This window comes from Pandoraea commovens (genome assembly GCF_024704525.1).
GTDB classification, from domain to species: Bacteria; Pseudomonadota; Gammaproteobacteria; order Burkholderiales; family Burkholderiaceae; genus Pandoraea; species Pandoraea commovens.
Map to the genome: position 1 here is coordinate 24,985 of NZ_CP102780.1, position 20,060 is coordinate 45,044.

Sequence of the window (20,060 nt, forward strand, 5' to 3'; positions counted from 1 at the left end):
ACTAGTCATCTCTTTGCAAGCCCGGCCTGACTCTTCATAGGCTCAAAACAGCGGTTATTTTCACGAGATGCTCGTCCATATTTGCAAGGTCATAAGTGCCAACGAATTTAATCAGATACAAGCCCTTCAGTAGCTCGGCAGGAATAGGGGACGCGTCCATTTTTGCAATAGTGGATGGGGCGTGTTTTGTGTCCCGAATCCGTTGAAGATCCCTGTTACGTTGGCAATATTCGGGATGCGATTGGCGATAATTTCGCCAATAATCGGGGTGTCGGGCCTGCCAGTCCGACTGAGCGCGTTGCTGATTGACCAGATAGTCTGAATCGGTATGCAGCTTCCGCTTGTGCCACTCGTAACGCCGCTGGCGCTGGCAGGCGTTGGAGGAGCAGTAGCGTTGATTTGGTATGTTTGGGCGCGGGGTGAAAACTGCGCCACAGGAAATGCAGCGTCGGCTTGTTCTCATGATGTCCTCCGTGTGCCCCGTCGCGGATGGCATCAGAGACTAGGCCTCGAGTTGCGAACTATTTTGCTGTTTCAAACTTTGTGTCGAGGAGCTGCGCCATGCCTGCAATCAGCAGAGTTTACCGTGGCTGCGAATTGGAAATTTCAATCGACGAAGACCCGTCGATGTGGAACATCACGATCGTGATTACCCCGCTTGATGGGGTTGAGCTCATCACGCCGTTTGAGGTCAAGCACATGAAACTGCCAAAAGAGGATGCGTTGCCCATAATCCGAGCAATGCTCATTTCTGAGGCGTGCCTTGCGATCGATGGTCGAATTGTGGGCGGCTAGCGAGGGGACGAATCACGGGGGAGGGGCTGACATGAAGCATGGCTTACAAGCGTTCAAGGCGGGACGGAGCGGAGCACCAAGTGTTCTCGAGATCCGCTCGCCGCACTCCTCGATTCCATACCGGCCACGTGTTTCGGTCACTTGCAGCCAAGGGCGAGTCAATTTCTCTCATGCGGTGCCCTCCATCTCAGCAGCCTTTCAAGAGGGCGGGGGTCACCCAACAGTTTTTTTGCCAGCGAAACGCGGTCTATTATTTTTTGCCGTTCGCCCTCGTCCAGGCTATCAATTGCGTTCTCAACCTCGGTGAAAAACGCTTCAATCCGTCTGGCCTCGTCCCAGCCCGCAATGACGGCCAGCAGGTCAGCTCGCGCGTCCTGACGGCATTTCTCTTGTCTGGCACGTGCTTCCGCCTCCCGGTGGCGCTGCATCTCTTCGTCCCACTGCCTGCGCTCCTCCTCGGCTTGACGTCTCGCGATGTTCAGCTCCGAACTCAAAGCGGGACCTGCAGCCTCCAATGCGGAAACGATGTTGGGCAGCATCGATGTGAGTTGCCCTGGCTTTTCTTCGCGCCAGTGCTTGGTCCACTCAACTAGCCACGATGGACAATACGCTTGCAGGCAAAGTCGACCCGACGCGACGTCCTTCATTGTTGTCCAATACCCTTGCCTCTTGAACCTCTCGCGTTGAGTCGGCGTGACACTACCAAGAGGAACATACTGGCTATTGCCGACGTACTGCATTTCAACGACTTCACTCATCTCGAAGAGCGTCAGGCCGATTGGAACGTCAGAAATGTACACGACCGTTGGGCGCTCAGGCGACCATGGGTCTTGCTGGTAATGATCCTTTCTTGGTACCTCCCGTAAATCGACCTCAGCGCGCCGAAAGCGCTCGCTGGCCGGTGCGATTGTCACTCGGTGACCGCGGGAAGTCAGTGAGTTGAAGAGCTTGTCGGCGGTATCGATGCTGGTATCGAGTAGCTCCCTCGACGAAATTAGGTCGGCCATCAACCGTTTGAATGGCCGCAATATGCCCGTTTCGCTGTCCCTGGTTTTGTCGAAGAATGGTTTGATTCCGACGACCAACGGGTGGATGGACGTTGAGGGCATCAGGCGGCGGGATCGGCGGCGTGTGACTGGATCTGTTGTTGGCTCGGTGCCCTTGAGCACATGCGGTTTTTGAGCTGCTCTCTTCGTGGCGCGCTCGGTGGTGCCAATTCCACCACCAGGCTTCCACTCCGTAACATCGCCGGGCCTGGCCTCAGGGAGTGCTGGTCGCATAGACGTTTTCCCGCCCCCCAGCTTCGCCCAATAACCGCGAGGCGGTCGTGGCACACGCAGCTCTGTACAAACTCGGGCCATGTAACTCGAAGAGACTCCGAATCTCTCCGCTATTCGAAGCATTGGCTCTCGCCATACTAGTTCGTACAGTTCAGCGCGGGAAAGTGGGTCGCTCAAGATCGAATGAATTCCCTTGGTCAATTGGCGCTAATCATCGGGGATATTGCCGGTGAAATTAAGATTGCACGTTCATTCGAGACAATCCAGCCCGCTCCCATAAATTACCCGAGCAACGTACTATCGTTTCATCCGTTGTCGTGAGGTATCCTAACTGCCTGCAGATACCTACACTAAATCGTGCTAAGCCCAAAGTAAACAGTTCTATGCGGGGTACGCCGAGCCTTTTATACTCTGCCAAAAGAATTTCTTACTTGATTAGATAACGGGGAAGGGGCAATGGAAGAATTTGAGCAGCAACCGTTCGTCGACGCAGAGTTATTGGAAAATCCGGAGCCTCGATGCCCGTGCGTGTTGTTGTTGGACACCTCGGCCTCGATGCGCGGAGAGCCGATTCGCCAGCTCAATGAAGCCTTGGCGCAATTCAAGGACGAGCTGTATGCCGACTCGATGGCCTCCAAGCGAGTCGAGGTGGCCATCGTGACCTTTGGTCCGGTCGCGATTCGGCATGACTTCGCCACGATGGATGGTTTTTTCCCGGAAGCCTATGAGGCGAACGGGGCGACGCCAATGGGCGAAGCAATCACCCAAGCTATCCAGCTTTTGCGTGACCGCAAAGACCGTTACCGCGCTAATGGTGTGAAATATTATCGTCCGTGGGTCTTCATTCTCACCGACGGCGCTCCGACGGACCGCTGGGACGAGGCCGCTCAGCTTGTGCATGCGGGCGAAGAGCGTAAAGAGTTCATGTTCTATGCTGTTGGCGTCGAGCAGGCCGACATGGCTCTGTTGTCGAAGATCGCCGTGCGTCAGCCGTTGAAACTTAAGGGGTTGGCGTTTCAAGAATTCTTCTCTTGGCTTTCCGCTTCCCTCGGCTCCGTCTCAAGATCCAGTCCGGGAGACCCCGTTCCGCTGGCGAATCCCATTGCACCGGACGGGTGGGCAGTTGCAGGCTGACGGGCGCTGGCGATGGGCCGCGGCCTCCCGAATCGGGACTTCCCATTCGCGCCAAGGGACACGTAAGCAAGATGCTTTCAGCATCACTAGCGTCGGAGCCGACTCCTTTTGCGCGGTGGTGTCGGACGGCGCGGGAAGTGCGAGTCATGGCGGACAAGGCGCATCGGTTGTCTGCCGCGCGATGGTTTGCCAGCTTCGTGAATGGTTCAAGCGCCACGATGGTTTGCCGGACAACGAGCAGGCCATGGTCTGGCTGGATGAGTTGCGCGATCGTCTGGGGCACGCCGCGGCTGGACGAGCGATTGAACGTCGACAGTTCGCCGCGACCTTGGTCCTCTTGGCGTTTCGCAATGGGCGAGCGTTGATCCTGCACATTGGCGACGGCGCGCTTGTCGCGAGAAAGGACGGCCAATGGGAAACCCTTTCTGGCCCGGAGAACGGCGAGTTTGCCTCGACCACATTCTTTGTGACGGATGACCCCGAGGTGCGGCTGCGCATCCGTCGGCTCGATTCCGATCATGATGCTTTCGCGCTATTTTCGGACGGAATCGAGTCGCTGGCCCTCGATCAGTTCACGCAAGCGCCCTCGCCCCGCTTTTTCGAACCGATGCTTCGACCGGTCGACCAGGCTCGCGAGTACGGCCGACTCTCCTCATTGTCCACGGCTCTAGGGCGGTATCTCGACAGCAAAGCGATTTGCGACCGCACGGACGACGACAAGACCCTCGTTCTTCTTTCGAATCGATGAATTCGCAGGCCGTTCTGATATCAGGCAAAAAAACCCGCCTCGGCAATCTGTTGGGCCGCGGCGGCGAAGGTGACGTCTATTTCGTAGAAGGACGCCCAGGCGAGGCCGTCAAGCTCTACAAAAACGAGTTGCGAGCGCCGCGCGAGGCCAAAGTGCTGGCCATGGTCGGAAGCCGTTTGTCGGAGCGGACCAGCCTGGTCGCATTTCCGTTGGAAGTCGCCACCGACGAGTCGGGACGCTTCGCCGGGTTCATCATGCGCTTGGTCTCCAAGTGCCGCCCCATCCACGAGCTGTATGGGCCAAAGTCCCGCAAAATCCAGTTCCCAAGCGCAGACTATCGTTTTCTGGTTCGAACAGCTGCAAATGTCGCACGCGCCGTGGCCGCTGTCCACGAGATCGACTGCGTTATCGGGGATTTCAACCATTCGGGCGTGTTGGTCAGCCAAAACGCAACCGTCGCGTTGATCGACGCCGACAGCTTTCAGTTTAGATCTCAGGGGAGCCTGCACCGCTGCATCGTTGGAACCGAAGACTTTACGCCTCCAGAGCTGCATGGCGCGCGTCTGAGCGAGGTCGAACGAACAAAGGTGCACGATCACTTTGGCTTGGCGGTCGCGATTTTCCAATTGCTTGCGATGGGCCGGCACCCTTATGCCGGACGGTGCTCGGACGCCGATCTTAGCTTGGGGGAGGCGATCGCACAGCACCGCTTTGCCTTTTCGAACGCTCGGCGGATAGAAACGCGCACCATACCGCCTCCGGGCTCAATTCGCCTTCAAGATTTTCCCCCGTCTGTTGCCAGTGCCTTTGAGGCGGCTTTTGGCACCGACCCGGCCAAGCGGCCAACCGCCGCGCAGTGGGTGAGTCTGCTCGGCGGACTGGAGGCCGAACTTCGACAATGCGCGACCGTTCCTGCCCATTTTTTCCCGAGACCCGCAGGGGAGTGTCTCTGGTGTCGGCTGCTTGTCCAGTCCGGAATCGACATGTTTCCGACATTGTCTTCTCCAGTAGCCAGCCCATCAGGTCCGGACGGGTTTGACATTGACGAGATTTGGGCGAGCCTTGGAGCCGTGGTTCTTCCACGTCCCGAAGACCTCATTCCAGCCTCCTGCTCGGAAGTCGGTGTCTCGAAGCCGACAGCGCAAGAAGCCTTGGAGAATCGACGAAACCAGCGTGTCGCCCGACTGCTTTGGTGCGCGCCGATTCTTTTGGGCGCTCTGGTGCTGCCGAAGCTTTTCCCTCTATGGCTGATCACCGGCGCGTGCGTCGCGTTCTATGCTTTTGCCGCCGAGGTCGATCCAGAGCCAATGAAGAAGGCTTTTGCCAGGGCCGACGCTCGCGTGCAAGCTGCGGCCCTTGAATATCTGAATCGTCTGGGCTACACCGATGCCCTGAACCTTCGGGCGGACCTTGAAAGCTTGGTTGAGCAATATCGAGGGCTAAATCCGGAGCTCGCCCGCACCCTCGCGGAGCTGCAAAACACCCGCGAGGCGCGCCAGCGGTCTGCTTATCTCGACGGATTCTTGATCCGACGCGCCAAAATTGCTGGTATCGGACCCGCCAAAACCGCGACCCTTGCCTCGTTCAACGTCGAAACGGCGAACGACGTCACTCGCAGCGCCGTCATGGCGGTTCCGGGCTTTGGCGAGGCATACACCGCCAAGCTTCTTGCTTGGCGGCAGAGCCACGAAGCCAAATTTCGCTATAACCCAGAGCGCAACGCATCGGACGCGCAGGCGGAAAACTCGGTCAGATCAGCGTGGGTTGCCAAACGCGCCGCCATCCAGAAAAAGCTGCGAACAGGTTTGGCTAATCTGAAAATGGCGCCGTCCAAGCTCTTGTCGGCCAATCCCCTCGCCTTTTCCGCCCTCAGGGAAGCGTTGGAAATCCGCGAGTCCGCGAAACGCCATTGCGAGGGGGTAGGCATATCGGCACCCCAGCCGCTGCCGATCGAGATCATCGTTCCGAAGCGCCCGTCGCCAACGCGGCCCGCGACGACTGTTCCACACAGCGCGACGACGGCTATTTCAGCCCGTACGAAGTCCTCAAAGCCACTTTGCCCGAATTGTGCTTCGATCATGAGACTGCAGACTGCCAAAAAAGGCCGCAACGCAGGAAAGCAGTTTTGGGGTTGCGTTCGTTTTCCGCGTTGCAAAGGCAGTCGGAGTCTGTAAGCGACACCGAGATAAGAAATGTCCGGCGTGGGCCAATCGTGAGCGTTGCTGAACGATCAAACGCGCATCTCAATGATTCGGCTTGGCGAATGGCCGCCAGAAGCTGATATTCAGTTGGTAGCTGTTGCGGCAATCCTCTAATGTTTTTCCAGAACACTCCGATAACCCTGTGACAAGCGAATATGGATTAGGGATGACGTCTATGGATGGCGCGTGTGTCTCTCGCAACCGGGCGGCGATCGTCCGTAATGTCGGATGAATGCGCATGGAATGCAAGTGCACCGCTGATGCCGGGTCTGGAGACACGAAAGATGCTGGCCGTAAGCGAAAGCTGGCAATTCTGGTTGCTGGCAGACGAGTTGGTGCGAAATGATCAAAAATATTGGAAGACTCAGCGAAACCGGACTACGTTATTCCGAGTCCATGGATAAATCTCGCGCACGCAAAAATGTCGTCGGCTCATTGCTGAACCCTTTATCCCCCAACGCAAAATACCTATGACCGCGGCGAGTCGGTGGGAATGGCTGGACTTCGACGAAGCCGAGTCGAATCAGGTTCGAGACTTTCTTAGTCAAGATGTCGATGGCGAGGGAGTAGATGCCTTACGGATTGGTGCGTCAGTGCGTGACCGCATATCCGATAGCCTGTTTCCCGGGACATCTACACAGTACAGACGGCTACGTTACGTCTTTCTAATTCCCGCAGTCCTACGCCACAATAAGACGACGATTGACAATCTTTCGGAGGTGCAGTCCAAGTTCAATGCCGCACTCAATAGCGCAAACGGGAACGAGACCGGCGTTATTGGTAGACGCACGACCGGGCGAGATTTCGTGCATTTGTACTGGACGGCACTGCGCACCTGGAAGTTTCTTACGCCTTTGACGGGAGATGATCGGGACGTCACCGTCGCGAATGGGCTCGCTGCACTAAAGTCGACCGTTGCGGTTGATGAAGAGGGCAACCCGCTGTTCGATCAGCGCGTGCAGTGGGACCGGAAGGTTGTATCGCTCATCGATGAATTTTGGGCCGACGATGGAGCGGCTCAACCCAGCATTCACTGCCGCCAGGCCGAAGTGGATTTCATCCTCGAAAAATGGCTCGAATTGCCCGGCTCGCCTCCGCTTGCCGCCATTGCATCGCAGTTGCGAAATGGAAAGAAGGCATCCATGGCAGGCTATCCGTGGGACGTGAACGTCGGCAGCAGTAGTGCGCGTACGGAACTTCTTCGTGCCAAAGCCGCCAGTCTGATCTGCTGGAGTGCCCAGTTGGCATACAACTTCGCGCTTCTCAAGGAAGCTAAGAAGTTGCAGTCCAAAGGACTTGAGACCACATGGACTGTGAGGAAGCAAGACCTAGGCGCGACGGAGCAACGAATCGCTAAGCAGTACGAAAAATGGAAGGCATCTTGCGAAGTGGAGAAATCAACACTCGAGCCCTGGATAAATCCTTCCTACTGGGGCAATCTCGGAGGTGAAGCCTCGCGAAGATTCCTCGCCGACACAACCGATAGGCTCATGAAAGGCGAGACGGATTTGACATCAAGCGACTGGCGGGACTGGGTTGCGTTGCGTGAGAGGGTCAATCCGGCGCCGAAGCTCGGCAATCCACACCATCTAGCCAGTTGGTCGGGCACGCCAGAAATGGCGACGCGTTGGGACTTCCGTTGGAGTGCATGCGTGCGTGGCTTCGTCAAGGACGCGGAGAATCCGCGTGGCTAGGCGAACTGTCCCTCTCGACCCGTATGGGCGGTCCACTCTACGTAACGTTCTTTCTCCGCCGCAGGGCTATCGGCTTAAGCATGCTCTCGGTACGGCCTACAGCATCGATGCTGAAACACTCGTCACCATTCCGCTGTTCGCAGCAGGCATCGGTGCCGAAGACCTTGAGAAGTCCGTGGGTATCTCGAGAATCTATGAACTTGGCACACGTCTTACCCTGCTTGTGCAGGGTGATCGGATCGCGATATCGAAGCGTTGGGCAAGTTCTCGGCCGTTACTGAGGCTTGTAGGAGATGCAGTTGTACCTTGCTCGATCAAGGGCGGGTCATTTCACCCAAAGCTACTTGTACTGGAATTTGAGCCCATCCAAGGGCAGAACGAGAACTTGGTTCGAGTCGTTATTGCGACCCGAAACCTCACGACAGACAACTCGTGGGATTCAGTAGTCGTCCTTGATCAGGTAGAAACAGGAGGAGTGTGCGTACCGGGACTATCCGACGCCGTTCGCGACCTAGCGAAATTCGTAAATGATCCGACGCACCCGGCGGTCGAGCAGTGCCGGCAAATTGGTCGGGCACTCGAACGGGCGCGCTTTCAGCCGTTGCGCGGTGTGACGGACCTCGAAGTGCGGCTGTTTCATCCGGATAGTAAAAATGCCGATAACATCTTTGAGATGATCAAGGGCGATGACTTGCTGATCATCTCGCCGTTTGTGCACAAGAGTGTTCTCGATAAGCTTGCGGCGCAGTCGGCAACAGGAAGGTCTCGTCGATGGCTAGTAACTCGACCAGTCGATGTGCCTGACTCGGCGTTCACGGACTATCAGGTATTCCAGATTTCCAACGGGGCAATGAAGACGTACGACGTTTCGGACCAAAGGGATGCGTCTGAACTAATGGATGGGCGCGGAAGACTGGTCGGGCTGCACGCTAAGATCTACCTGGCTTCGTCGAAGAAAGGTGGTACGCGTCTCGTTGTAACAAGCGCAAATGCGACGCGATCGGGATGGACCGGTAACGTCGAGGTGGCCGTCACCGGAGTGGCGAAAGCCAGAACACTTCAGGTGCCTGATCTGCTTGCAGAGGAGCGCCCAGACCAAGAGCGAACCTTCCGAAGCCTGCTCGAGGAAATTACCCCGAGCTCGGTTGAGCTCGGGCAGCGAGATCCTCCGTGGATTAAGACGGTGCGCAGTATCCTTGCCGGCGCCGCTGTGGTGGGGTGGGTTCAAAATGGACCGCCGCGAACCCTGGCTGTGACGGTCAAAATTATGGGGGGCAGGCTTGATTGGCCGGACGGTGTCGAGATTGGTATGTGTCCCTTCGGCTATGACGACAGTTGCGCTCACCTGACTCTCGAAAAGAACAGCATGTCGGGCATCGTCGAGATAGATGCAGGCATCGAACTCACTCCATTTGTGGCCTTAACACTTAGGTACGGTGACGAAGTACCTTTGGATATCGTGCTCGCGATGCAGCTTCATGGCGATCTTGACTGGGACCGGGATGCTGCACGCATGACGCTGGCCCAGGCAGCAAGACCCGAGCTCTATCGCGAGTTGCTGTGGTACTTTGGTGTGAAAGGCCATAACGGCAGCTCCCCGGGGAGCCCCGTCACCAAAACATCAACGAAAAAGCCAGGGAGCGATCTCAATTTGCCTATCCTGGAAAGAGTGCTGCTGCGCGTTCACGGCACAAACGCTCAGGCAGAGATCGCAACGATCGACAGTTTGTTGGCCGGGCTGACGAACGACGCTGAGGATGGACGATTAACGACCATGTGGCGGCTCGTAAAGGAGTCGCTGAGATGAAAGACTCAAGCCTGCTCGACGAGTTCCACCTGCAGGAGTTTCAGAAGCGTACCGTGCAGCATGCCTATGCTCGCATGTTCGAGAATGGTCAACGTCGTTTCCTCATTGCCGACGAAGTCGGTCTTGGAAAAACCAAGGTGGCGCAGGGCGTGATTGCCATGGCGACAGCGAGGCGGCCCCAGTCCAACGTGGTGTACCTAGCCTCTAGCGGGCATATCGTCGCTCAGAATCTGAAGAAATTGAAGACGAGCCGCCTGACGCCGGAATCCTTTGGGTCGCTCAGCCTGCTTGCGGAGAAGATCTACCAGCAAGATGTGCGAGGAAAGTTGATTGGTTTGACACCGATCAAGGATTTGCGGGATGACCACTTTGGCTCCGTGCACGAGCGGGTACTGTTGTACAAGCTGCTCATGCGCCGCTACCGGTCTTTGATGTTGGAGCCGGACGTACGTGCCTTCTTTAAGGGCAATCGGGTTAGTGACCAAACTTTCAATGAATTCGCTGAGCAGCCCCTGCCCAGCAAGTTGCGAGATGCGTTCGAGAGAAAGCTCAAGTCAGAAACCATCATCGAACAATTGAAGGACCCGCAGTTACGCAAAAAACACAAGCGTGCCATTGTTGGCAGGCTGCGGGCCGTGCTGGCCAGATGTGCCCTGGAAAAGCTCAGTCCAGCTTTGATAGTAGTCGATGAAATTCAGAGATTCTCAGGCGATCTAATTGCCGAATGGCCCACGCCGCAAGTCGAATACTTGCTTGAGCGGCGGATGCTTGTCCTGTCGGCGACGCCATACCAACCAGGTGCGCCGGGCGACGATTCCGGAAAGAATCCCCACAAGGGCTTCATGGATTTGGTCGGTTTTCTGAATTGTGGTCAGGCGAGTATGGTTCAGAACGTTCAACTTGCGCTCGCGGAGATGCGCTCAGCACTGCGGGAAAAGGAGATCAGCAAAGCGGTTCTGCAGCTGGCCGTTGATAATCTCGGCAATCACTTGCGGGATTTTATGGTTCGCACGGAGCGACCATTCGATGCTCACGTCCAGCGAATTGCGGTGGAAGCCTCTATGGACGAGCGTGACTTGACTGCCCTGCGTCAGGCAATTGATCTTCTGAGGAGGGCAGACCCTTCCGCAAAGAATAAGCGACATCGCTTTGCCGAGCTTGTCGATCTCTGGAAGTCCACACCGTACGTCATCAGCGCGCTAAGTGCGCGATATGTTACAGGCAGAGCCTTTGCGGAGGCGGTTGGCAAGCGCTTGCCGGTGCCGGCGGCACTCACCTCCTCCCAACTCAACCGAAAGGCGCCATTGGTCGACCCGGCGCACCCGCGTCTTCGTGCCATGATGAAGGAGATGGGAACTGATGCAAAGGATCGCCGGCTGTGGCTGCCGCCGACTCGGCCGTACGTTGAGAATCCTTCCCGGTCACTCGACAACCCGCCGTCGAAGACTCTCGTCTTCACCTCATGGTCCGCGGCACCCCCGGCTATAGCGACGGCACTAAATCTGTGCGTTGAACCACGGCCTAGCCGCGAAAAGGATCTTGAGTTTTCGAGGGTAACCAACGCGGGTCAGAAAAGTATGACTGTGCGTTCCGTCTATTTGATAAGTGCTCCCTTGTGGCGGTTTGCCGAATCCAGCGATCCGTTTGAAGCTATGCGTGGCAGCGGGAAGGCGCTGCCGGCGTCGAAGCTGATCTCGGAGATTCGCAAGCAACTTGAAGGCGCAGGACATCTCAAGGTATCGCGTGCGGCACGCCCACAGAATCTGGTTGATGTTGCGCTAGGACTCAACGCAGGGCCACTATATCCAAAACCTTCGGTTCAGACGGCATCGTATCTGGTGCCCGCCCGGGACCTCATGAATCAAGTTCAAGAGATCAGACGGGCCGACGTAACCGTCATGGAAGCGAATGAACTGGCAGAACTCGCTGCCGGAGCGCCGGGAACTTGCGCTTACCGCGCGCTGCGGCGCGCCATTCCAGGAGACACAAACAGAGAAGCTCTTTTCGGGGCTGCGATTGCCATCGGGTACAGCATTTCGCGCCTATTCCAGCGACCGGCCGCTGTGGCTGTTGTGGAAGGTGGTAGATCAAACAAAAAGAAACCGTATTGGCGCCGGGTAATCTCGTTCTGCTTGGAGAACGACCTTCAGAGCGTGCTTGACGAATACGTATTTCTTCTCGTGCGAGACAGTTTGGAAAAAGACCCAGAAAGATTGGCAAATGAGGTCGCAGAAGCCATTCATGTGGCGCTTAGCACCGTTGGTGGCCTTCACGTCGCGCGTCCACGGGCCGGGAGGAAATCGCAATATGGCGCTGCTATGTACGCACGTGCTCTGGGCGAGCACGATAGTCCACCGGATGACGACCCGAGGGCGCAGAAGGCGGCCGACAAAAGGAGCAAAAGGCCCGCGAGACGGAGGGGGCGGCATGCGAACCCTCTGCTGACAGCATTCAACTCCCCATTTCCACCCTTTGTTTTGGCTACAACGTCGACGGGTCAGGAAGGCCTCGATATGCACCGGTACTGCAGGCGTCTTGTGCATTGGAACCTTCCAACTTCCCCCCTCGCTTTAGAGCAGCGCGAGGGACGAGTCGATCGTTATCTTAGTTTAGGAGTCCGGACGAGCATAGCGAAACTTAACATTCCAGCGAATGCCTTGGGCTCGACCCCTTCGCTTGCCAACCCATGGGAACTCCTTGTGCAGGCGGCCCGGGAACAATCCGACAAACACAACAGCATCCTCGCGCCCCTCTGGCACTACGGCGAGGGTCAGCCCATCAAAGCCATCGCGCTCAACATCCCGTTCTCCAGAGAGGAGACGGCCTGGGCGCGGCTTTTGGAGGAGGCGAGTTGGTATCGATTAGTGTTGGGCCAGCCCGATCCGCATGCTTTGTTGGAGCGGCTTTCAAACAGTAGCGAGAAAAATCGGAGAGAGATCAACGGCGTTCGATTGGATTTGGCTCCGCCTTAGGCCCCTAAGCATGCAACATAAGAAGGAGAAATCTCGCCCATTACGAAGCTTTCGCAGCGCTGGACACCATCAAGGATGATGGCCGCATTGTGCCGCCCGTAGATCGCAACAAACTTTCCCCTTCCCTTTGGTCTTCGTGATTTCAGAACGCAGTGCCGTGTAGCACATGGGCACGGTCGCGTCCGCGCCAAAGGCAATTGATGGTGCGTTTGATGGCGATCGCGACGCTTGGGCTCGCTCGGCCTTGGCAATTGCTGATCGCCGCGACCTGATGATGCGACCCGAAAACGCTACTACTTTGGCGAGGAGGTAGGCCAGTCGCAACAACCCCTCTATCTCTACAACGCGTTTGTGGCGCGGCTCTTCGTAAGTCTTTGATTTTTATTGTGCGTTGTCTCATCTACTAAGACGCCCTACGACCGCACTCACCCTGTTCACATCGAAATCGGAATCCTTCCAAGCGCCACGGCACAGGCGAGTAGCACGACAGAGAATCCCCAGACGGTCAGCAGTGAATAGCGGATGTGCCGTCCCATTTCGAGATTTGCTAACCCGAGGGCTAGCCATAGGGCGGGAGAGAATGGGCTGATGAAGGTGCCGACGATGTTGCCGATCGTCATCGCATAAAGGGTTGCCGAGGGTGACACACCGAAGCTCGATACCACCTCCTGAACGATGGGCAACAAGCCGAAGTAATACGCATCCGTGCTCAACACCAACTCCATCGGCGCACCGAAGAATCCCAGCACAAGGTGCAGATGGGGCGTCAGCGCGGTTGGCAAGACTCGCGTCAGATCGCCGGCCATCGATTTGAGCATGCCGCTACCGTCCATAATGCCCAGAAAGGCACCGGCAGCCATGATGATCGAACTCATCACCAGCGCGTTAGGGGCATGCATCTTGATGCGCTCGATCTGGTCGCGCGCGTTCGGGAAATTGATGGAGAGCGCCACGGCGAGGCCGATCATGAAGACATAGGTTGACGGCAGCGCGCCTGTGACAAGTCCCGCCAATACCATGACGAAGATCGCACCGTTGAGCCACATCAGTCTTCGATGCCCTAACCCCTTGCACACAACAACGTCATCGACAGAGCACGGCTCACCGCTCGATTCGCCAGCCCCGGCGTCTGCCGAACGCCAGTCGTCAAATCGTTCATCGTCCCCTCCCGACAACGACACACCAAGGGCGTTTAACGCACGTGCCCGCTTTGCCTCCCTGACGCCAAGCAGCACCGCCAGCATCACCAGCAACACCGCGCCGATCGCCTGAATCGCGATCAATGGCCGCCAAAGCTCGGTTGCCTCGATGCCAGATACGACCGCAGCCCGACCGAGAGGGCCCGCCCACGGCGTCATATTGAAAATTCCCGCACCAAGGGTGAGCAGCATGAGCATCAGGTACGGACTCATGTTCAATCGCCGATACAGCGGTAGCAGCGCCGGAATCGTGAGAAGAAACGTCGTAGCGCCCGCGCCATCGAGATGCGCGACCATGCCGAGCAACGCCGTCCCGACCGTGACCGCGATCACGTTGCCGCGCGTCGCCACTAACATTGCGCGCAATAGTGGGCGAAACAGCCCGGCATCCTGCATCACGCCGAAGAAGACAATGGCGAACATGAACATCGCCGCCACCGGCATGACCTTCAGCAAACCCGAACTGAAGAACGCACCGATCTGATCGACGCCGAATCCGGCAAGGACGGCACCGATCAGAGGCACCAACGTAAGGCCGACGATGGGATTACTTCTACGCGTGAGCAACAACCCAACTACGACAACGATGATTGCGACACCGACTGCTGTAAGCAAATCCGTCTCCTGTTATGAACGGTGTGGATGTGGAGCGGCGTCAGGAAGTGAGCCGTTGTTTGCATCGGATCGTGACGCGTGAGGCACCGTGTCGGAACCCTGACAGGCATTAGGCGGGAAGATGGCGGACGTTCAGCAGTCTATCGTCTGAAGCAACGGCGATTTCAGGGAATCATCCCAAATGTTGATGAATCGACGAGGTTGGGCGATTTTCCGAAGCGAGGGGATGTGGACTGTGTCTCAAACAAAAAGCCCCTCGAATCCTGCGACCCGAGGGGCTATCACCCGTCAAACCGGCATCAAACCAAAAGCGCTAATGACTGATCATCCACGGCCTGCCTGCCGGACGCTTAAGCCCCTCTGACGCCGCTGCCCCAGCGAGAGCAACCTTCCCTCCCGAGCAACAGCGACACCCCGCCCGATGTCTCGGTGCGGCGCCATCCCCAGACTGACGCGGCGCATTCGCAGCGCGTTCATTCGTCGCATGCGCAGAACGGCTTGCATTCCCCATCAGCGCCAACGCTGGCGCGGTGATCACTCTCGACCCTTCCCCTCCACACTCGGGGCAATGACACGGGTCATCCCGATCTGCAATCCGTCGCATCACCGCAAACGTCCCGCAGTCCGCACATTCGAAGTCGTATATCGGCATTGCTATCTCCGTCACGTTCGACGCATCAGGACTTCGCCAAATCCGGCGAACACGGCATATCGACGCCACCCTTCACGTGCTTCACCGGACCATCCGCGTTCGGGCGGATATCGAAGTCGAAGATCTGCGTGGGCAGCCAGAGCGTTGCGCAAGCATTCGGAATATCGACGACACCACTGATATGCCCTTGCACCGGCGCGCATCCCAGAATCGAATACGCCTGCGCACCCGAGTAGCCGAACTTCTTCAGATACTCGATGGCGTTCAGACACGCCTGGCGATAGGCGACCGTCACATCCAGATAGTGCTGGCCGCCCTTCTCATCGACGGAGATGCCTTCAAAGATCAGGTAGTCGTTGTACGTCGGCGTGATCGGACTCGGCTGGAACACCGGATTCCGAATGGCGTACTTCTCCATTCCGCCTTTAATCACGTTCACGCGCATGTGCACCCAGCCAGCCATTTCAATCGCGCCGCAGAACGTGATCTCTCCATCGCCCTGGCTGAAGTGAAGATCGCCAACAGACAGCCCGGCGCCATCCACATACACCGGGAAGAAAATCTTCGAGCCGCGTGACAAATCTTTGATGTCGCAGTTGCCGCCATGCTCGCGCGGCGGTACTGTCCGCGCACCGGACGCCGCCGCTTTCTCCTTCGCCGCACCCGACAATTTCCCCATGTGCGCGGTCGCGGCAAACGGCGGGTTCGCGAGCGGCGGCACCCGCTGCGGTTCCTTCGCGATCAAGCCGGTCTCACGCGCATTCCACGTCTCAAGCAACTTCGGATCCGGCAAACAACCGATCAATCCCGGGTGAATCAGCCCCGCGAAATTCACACCCGGAATGTGGCGCGAACTCGTGTACAGCCCGTGAAAGTCCCAGATCGATTTCTGTGCGTGCGGATAGTGATCCGTCAGAAATCCGCCGCCGTTCGTCTTCGAGAAGAAGCCGTTGAATCCCCACTGACTGTCCGCCTTCGCGCCGATGTCCAGCAGATCCACCACGAGCAAGTCGCCCGGTTCCGCGCCTTTCACGCCGACAGGACCGGACAAGAAATGGACGATGGAAAGATCGATGTCGCGAACGTCGTCCGCGCTGTCATTGTTCTTGATGAAGCCGCCGGTCCAGTCGTAGGTTTCGAGAATGAAGTCATCGCCGGGTTTGACCCAGCAGGCCATTGGAATGTCCGGATGCCAACGGTTGTGGACTTGTTCGTTTTCGTAGGCGGATTGGTTCAGGTCGACCTTGATGAGAGTTTCTGCCATTGCGCTCGCTCCTGGTAATGGGCCAGTGGGGGACACCAGCGATCAAACAGACGCCTGATGGCGTCGGATTCACACAGAGAGGTATTCGAGAACTGCGGACATCAACAACACAGCCAAAGACTGATGCGAAGAACGGACGTGAAAAATCGATGTATGGAGATAAATAGGTAAATTGCCATCGGGCAGCACAATTACTTTGCACTACGTCGAATAACAGCACAAACCACCGTATTTCCCCTGATATTTTTGTTTTCCGATCATATCGCGATCCTAATTGGTGCAAAATACTTTCTCTGCACAAGAATAAGCACCATCGATGGGCATCCGAGATGAAATATCAATCACTTGACGATTTTCTGCGCTCCACCGCCGAGCGCAACCCCGGCCAACCGGAATTCCTGCAAGCTGTCACGGAGGTGATGGAAAGCCTCTGGCCGTTCATATCGCAACATCCCAAATACGCCGAGCATGGTCTGCTGGACCGTCTGGTCGAGCCGGAGCGCACCGTCATGTTCCGTGTCTCGTGGGTTGACGATCATGGCGACGTGCAGGTCAATCGCGGGTATCGCATTCAGCACAGCTCCGCCATCGGTCCGTACAAAGGTGGCCTGCGGTTCCATCCGTCCGTCAATCTCTCGATCCTGAAATTCCTGGCCTTCGAGCAGACTTTCAAGAACGCGCTCACCACGCTGCCGATGGGCGGCGGTAAAGGCGGCTCCGACTTCGATCCGAAGGGCAAGAGCCCCGGCGAAGTCATGCGCTTCTGTCAGGCGTTCGTCACCGAACTCTTCCGTCATGTCGGCAGCGATACCGATGTGCCTGCGGGCGACATCGGCGTCGGTGGTCGCGAAGTCGGCTTCATGGCGGGCATGATGAAGAAGCTTTCGAACCGCGCCGATTGCGTCTTCACCGGGAAAGGGTTGTCCTTCGGTGGCTCGCTGATTCGTCCTGAAGCTACCGGCTACGGCACCGTGTATTTCGCAGAAGAAATGCTCAAGCAGACGGGCCGCAGCTTCGAAGGCTTGCGCGTGAGCGTCTCCGGCTCGGGCAACGTCGCGCAGTACGCCGTGGAGAAGGCGATGGCCCTTGGCGCGAAGGTCGTCACCGTGTCGGATTCGAGTGGCACGGTCGTGGATGAAGACGGCTTCACCAGTGAAAAACTCGCTGAGCTGATGGATGTGAAGAACCATCACTACGGACGCGTGAGCGACTACGCCAAACGCACCGGGAGCAAGTTCCTGGCGGGCGAGCGCCCGTGGCACATTCCGGTCGACGTTGCGCTGCCCTGCGCCACGCAGAACGAACTCAACGCTGACGATGCCGAAACGCTCATCGGAAACGGTGTGATCTGCGTCGCGGAAGGCGCCAACATGCCGTCGACGAACGAAGCGGCGAAGCGCTTCGAGAGCAAGGGGATTCTGTACGCACCGGGAAAGGCCAGCAATGCCGGTGGTGTCGCGACGTCAGGGCTTGAGATGAGCCAGAACGCCATGCGCATCTCGTGGCCGCGCGAGGAAGTCGATGCGCGTTTGCACGACATCATGCGAAGCATCCACGAAGTCTGTCTGCACCACGGTCGTCGTGCGGATGGCTCGGTGAGCTACGTCAACGGGGCCAACGTCGCTGGCTTCGTGAAGGTCGCCGATGCCATGTTGGCGCAAGGCGTGATCTGATCGGGACGTTCGTATCGCAACACAAAAGCGCTGTCGTAAAAGGCAGCGCTTTTTCATTTGCGGAAGATGTGGCGTAACATACGCGACATCCCTTCCTTTCGGCCGGAGTCCATCAGAATGAACAAGTAATGCCGGATGTGCTTTTGCATCACGTCCTCTCGCTGCCTGTCACGCGAGCGCATTGCTTTTCGTTTTGATGATCGAGTTTCGGCCGAAGACTGACGCCCTCATTGTCAGTCCTGTCGCCTTCGCGCTTTCAACGGCAGTTTTCCGTCCTTTCAACTGGAAGACACCATGCCTGAATCATCCCCCCACCTCCCCGACGTCGCAGAATACAACCGCACTGCATGGGATCGCCAGTCGGCGAAGCAATGCGAATGGTCGCGTCCGGTCAGTGAACACGTTATCGCCGCTGCACGCGAAGGCGACTGGCGCGTGCATCTCACGCCGTCGCTGCTGCCCGACGGATGGTTGCCGAACAACGTTCGCGGACTTCGCATTCTGTGCCTAGCGTCTGGCGGCGGTCAGCAAGCGCCTGTGCTTAGCGCTGCCGGTGCAGACGTCACCGTGATGGACATCTCGTCAGCGCAACTCGCCCAGGACGACATGGTCGCGCAACGCGACGGCCTGACGCTCACGACGCTGCAAGGCGACATGCGTGACCTTTCGATGTTTGAAGACGCTTCATTCGACATCGTCTTCCATCCGATATCGAATCAATACGTGCCGGATATTCGCCCTGTCTGGCACGAATGCTTTCGCGTGCTTCGCCCGGGCGGTCGACTGCTCAGCAGCTTCTTTAATCCGGTGGTCTTTGTCGCTGACCGAAATCCCGAGGACGCGAAGCAGGGCATCATTCGCCCGCGCTTCAAAGTGCCGTATTCGGACGTCCGCGATCTGACGCCCGACGAACTCGCCGCGAAGCAATCCGCTGGCGACGCGCTCGTCTTCGGTCATAGCCTCAGCGAGCAGATCGCCGGACAACTCGAAGCGGGGTTTGTATTGAAGGGCTTTCTGGAAGACGAGCAACCGAATCCACGCTTTGTCATCGACCGGTTCATGCCGACATTCATCGCGACCTACGCGATGAAGCTCTGACGTCGATTCGCCCCCACATCACCCCTGCACCGGTATCCAGATCTCCAGCGTTCCCGTGCCGGTGACGGGGTCGAAATCGGCGCTGTAGCGCTCGAAGTCGGGCGCGTCGGCGGCTTGTAGTCCCGACTGCGGCAGCCACTGGTGCCAGATCGTGTAGACGGTCTTGTGAATCGTCGAGATGTGCCCCTTGTGTTCGAACACGGCGAAGCGTACCGACGGAATCTCCACACAGCGGAACGACGCGGGCAAACGATCGCGACGCGTCACTTCCACCCCAGCGATATATTCGAATCCACCGTCGCCATCGGGGTTGCAGCACACCCCGTACGTCACATCGTTCACCTGATCCGGCACGTGACCGATATGAGGGCCGAAGGCTTGCCAAAGCGCGGGAATGCCCTCGTTGGTCGCGAACGTAAAACGGTCGCTCATGCCTGCAATCAACATGGGCACGGGTGTCTCGAAGCGCGGCGCGGGCAAGGCGACGAACTCAATCTCTTTCATGCGAAGGGCCTCCACGAGTCTCAAACCATCAAGGTGACGACGCGCGCGCAACTGCTCGGGCGTGATGCCGAAAGCGTCGGAGAACGCGCGTGTGAACGCCTCGTGAGAGCCATAACCGGCATCGAGCGCTACGCCGAGAATGTCCGGTGCACCGTCGGCCAGCGCGTACGCCGCACGCGTCAGACGACGGGCGCGCACATATCGCATCACCGGCCATCCGGTCGTGACGGAGAACAGGCGCGAGAGCGAGAAGCGAGTCATCTCGCTCGCGTCGGCGATGTGATCGAGCGTCAGCGCGTCACCCAACCGGACTTCGATAAACCAGAGCGCTTTGGCAACCGGATGCATGGTAATTCCGAGAACGTGTCGGCGTGACTATAGGGCAACGCTAATGCGCTGATTTGATCGTTCTTGCGTGCCAAGC

15 protein-coding genes are annotated in these 20,060 nt (G+C 57.6%); 9 read left to right on the top strand and 6 right to left on the bottom strand.

The window, feature by feature from the left end; genetic code table 11:
- Window positions 1-34: 34 nt before the first annotated feature.
- A complete protein-coding gene (locus NTU39_RS00505; protein WP_257958953.1) occupies window positions 35-463 on the bottom strand; it encodes a hypothetical protein in 429 nt (142 codons plus the stop codon).
- 98 nt (window positions 464-561) lie between these two features.
- Here NTU39_RS00505 and NTU39_RS00510 point away from each other — a divergent pair, with 98 nt between their 5' ends.
- The gene (locus NTU39_RS00510; RefSeq protein ID WP_150660774.1) at window positions 562-795 is read left to right on the top strand and encodes a hypothetical protein; all 234 of its coding nucleotides are present in this window, start codon (window positions 562-564) and stop codon (window positions 793-795) included.
- 158 nt (window positions 796-953) lie between these two features.
- Here NTU39_RS00510 and NTU39_RS00515 read toward each other — a convergent pair whose 3' ends face one another.
- The gene (locus NTU39_RS00515; protein ID WP_257958955.1) at window positions 954-2,075 is read right to left on the bottom strand and encodes a FliH/SctL family protein; all 1,122 of its coding nucleotides are present in this window, start codon (window positions 2,073-2,075) and stop codon (window positions 954-956) included.
- Window positions 2,076-2,531: 456 nt separating this feature from the next.
- Here NTU39_RS00515 and NTU39_RS00520 point away from each other — a divergent pair, with 456 nt between their 5' ends.
- From NTU39_RS00520 to NTU39_RS00545, 6 genes are all read left to right on the top strand, one after another.
- Window positions 2,532-3,209 carry a vWA domain-containing protein gene (locus NTU39_RS00520; RefSeq protein WP_257958957.1) on the top strand — a complete coding sequence of 226 codons (678 nt, stop codon included), beginning with the start codon at window positions 2,532-2,534 and terminating at the stop codon, window positions 3,207-3,209.
- Entirely contained in the window at window positions 3,199-3,957 is a 759-nt protein-coding gene (locus NTU39_RS00525) for a PP2C family serine/threonine-protein phosphatase (protein WP_257960145.1), read from the top strand. Before NTU39_RS00520 ends, NTU39_RS00525 begins: the two co-directional genes overlap by 11 nt.
- Entirely contained in the window at window positions 3,954-6,131 is a 2,178-nt protein-coding gene (locus tag NTU39_RS00530; protein ID WP_257958958.1) for a hypothetical protein, read from the top strand. The genes NTU39_RS00525 and NTU39_RS00530 overlap by 4 nt, the downstream gene beginning before the upstream one ends.
- Before the next feature lie 497 nt (window positions 6,132-6,628).
- Window positions 6,629-7,852: a DUF6361 family protein gene (locus NTU39_RS00535; RefSeq protein WP_257958959.1), complete on the top strand. Its 1,224-nt coding sequence runs from the start codon at window positions 6,629-6,631 to the stop codon at window positions 7,850-7,852.
- Entirely contained in the window at window positions 7,845-9,659 is a 1,815-nt protein-coding gene (locus NTU39_RS00540; RefSeq protein WP_257958960.1) for a phospholipase D-like domain-containing protein, read from the top strand. The genes NTU39_RS00535 and NTU39_RS00540 overlap by 8 nt, the downstream gene beginning before the upstream one ends.
- Window positions 9,656-12,631, top strand: coding sequence for a DEAD/DEAH box helicase family protein (locus NTU39_RS00545; RefSeq protein ID WP_257958961.1), 2,976 nt, complete (start codon window positions 9,656-9,658; stop codon window positions 12,629-12,631). Before NTU39_RS00540 ends, NTU39_RS00545 begins: the two co-directional genes overlap by 4 nt.
- 434 nt (window positions 12,632-13,065) lie before the next feature.
- Here NTU39_RS00545 and NTU39_RS00550 read toward each other — a convergent pair whose 3' ends face one another.
- The 3 genes from NTU39_RS00550 to fmdA all read right to left on the bottom strand — a co-directional run bounded on the left by NTU39_RS00550 (window position 13,066) and on the right by fmdA (window position 16,361).
- Window positions 13,066-14,445, bottom strand: a complete 1,380-nt coding sequence (locus tag NTU39_RS00550; RefSeq protein ID WP_150663746.1) for a CitMHS family transporter — start codon at window positions 14,443-14,445, stop codon at window positions 13,066-13,068.
- 313 nt (window positions 14,446-14,758) lie between these two features.
- Window positions 14,759-15,097: an FmdB family zinc ribbon protein gene (locus NTU39_RS00555; RefSeq protein ID WP_150663747.1), complete on the bottom strand. Its 339-nt coding sequence runs from the start codon at window positions 15,095-15,097 to the stop codon at window positions 14,759-14,761.
- Between the two features lie 25 nt (window positions 15,098-15,122).
- Window positions 15,123-16,361, bottom strand: a complete 1,239-nt coding sequence (gene fmdA, locus NTU39_RS00560; protein ID WP_150663748.1) for a formamidase — start codon at window positions 16,359-16,361, stop codon at window positions 15,123-15,125.
- A gap of 329 nt (window positions 16,362-16,690) precedes the next feature.
- Here fmdA and gdhA point away from each other — a divergent pair, with 329 nt between their 5' ends.
- Window positions 16,691-18,034, top strand: a complete 1,344-nt coding sequence (gdhA, locus tag NTU39_RS00565; RefSeq protein ID WP_257958962.1) for an NADP-specific glutamate dehydrogenase — start codon at window positions 16,691-16,693, stop codon at window positions 18,032-18,034.
- A gap of 294 nt (window positions 18,035-18,328) precedes the next feature.
- The gene (locus NTU39_RS00570; protein WP_150663750.1) at window positions 18,329-19,132 is read left to right on the top strand and encodes a class I SAM-dependent methyltransferase; all 804 of its coding nucleotides are present in this window, start codon (window positions 18,329-18,331) and stop codon (window positions 19,130-19,132) included.
- An 18-nt stretch (window positions 19,133-19,150) separates the two neighbouring features.
- On the opposite strand, the gene NTU39_RS00575 is transcribed toward NTU39_RS00570, so the two are convergent.
- Entirely contained in the window at window positions 19,151-19,984 is an 834-nt protein-coding gene (locus tag NTU39_RS00575; protein ID WP_257958963.1) for an AraC family transcriptional regulator, read from the bottom strand.
- Window positions 19,985-20,060: the final 76 nt, after the last annotated feature.

Excerpts from the sequence above, each read along its gene's own strand:
- NTU39_RS00520 (WP_257958957.1), top strand. The coding sequence starts at position 2,532 with ATGGAAGAATTTGAGCAGCAACCGTTCGTCGACGCAGAGTTATTGGAA.
- NTU39_RS00555 (WP_150663747.1), bottom strand. The coding sequence starts at position 15,097 with ATGCCGATATACGACTTCGAATGTGCGGACTGCGGGACGTTTGCGGTG.
- NTU39_RS00530 (WP_257958958.1), top strand. The coding sequence starts at position 3,954 with ATGAATTCGCAGGCCGTTCTGATATCAGGCAAAAAAACCCGCCTCGGC.
- gdhA (WP_257958962.1), top strand. The coding sequence starts at position 16,691 with ATGAAATATCAATCACTTGACGATTTTCTGCGCTCCACCGCCGAGCGC.
- NTU39_RS00535 (WP_257958959.1), top strand. The coding sequence starts at position 6,629 with ATGACCGCGGCGAGTCGGTGGGAATGGCTGGACTTCGACGAAGCCGAG.
- NTU39_RS00545 (WP_257958961.1), top strand. The coding sequence starts at position 9,656 with ATGAAAGACTCAAGCCTGCTCGACGAGTTCCACCTGCAGGAGTTTCAG.
- NTU39_RS00505 (WP_257958953.1), bottom strand. The coding sequence starts at position 463 with ATGAGAACAAGCCGACGCTGCATTTCCTGTGGCGCAGTTTTCACCCCG.
- NTU39_RS00510 (WP_150660774.1), top strand. The coding sequence starts at position 562 with ATGCCTGCAATCAGCAGAGTTTACCGTGGCTGCGAATTGGAAATTTCA.
- fmdA (WP_150663748.1), bottom strand. The coding sequence starts at position 16,361 with ATGGCAGAAACTCTCATCAAGGTCGACCTGAACCAATCCGCCTACGAA.
- NTU39_RS00515 (WP_257958955.1), bottom strand. The coding sequence starts at position 2,075 with ATGCGACCAGCACTCCCTGAGGCCAGGCCCGGCGATGTTACGGAGTGG.
- NTU39_RS00575 (WP_257958963.1), bottom strand. The coding sequence starts at position 19,984 with ATGCATCCGGTTGCCAAAGCGCTCTGGTTTATCGAAGTCCGGTTGGGT.
- NTU39_RS00570 (WP_150663750.1), top strand. The coding sequence starts at position 18,329 with ATGCCTGAATCATCCCCCCACCTCCCCGACGTCGCAGAATACAACCGC.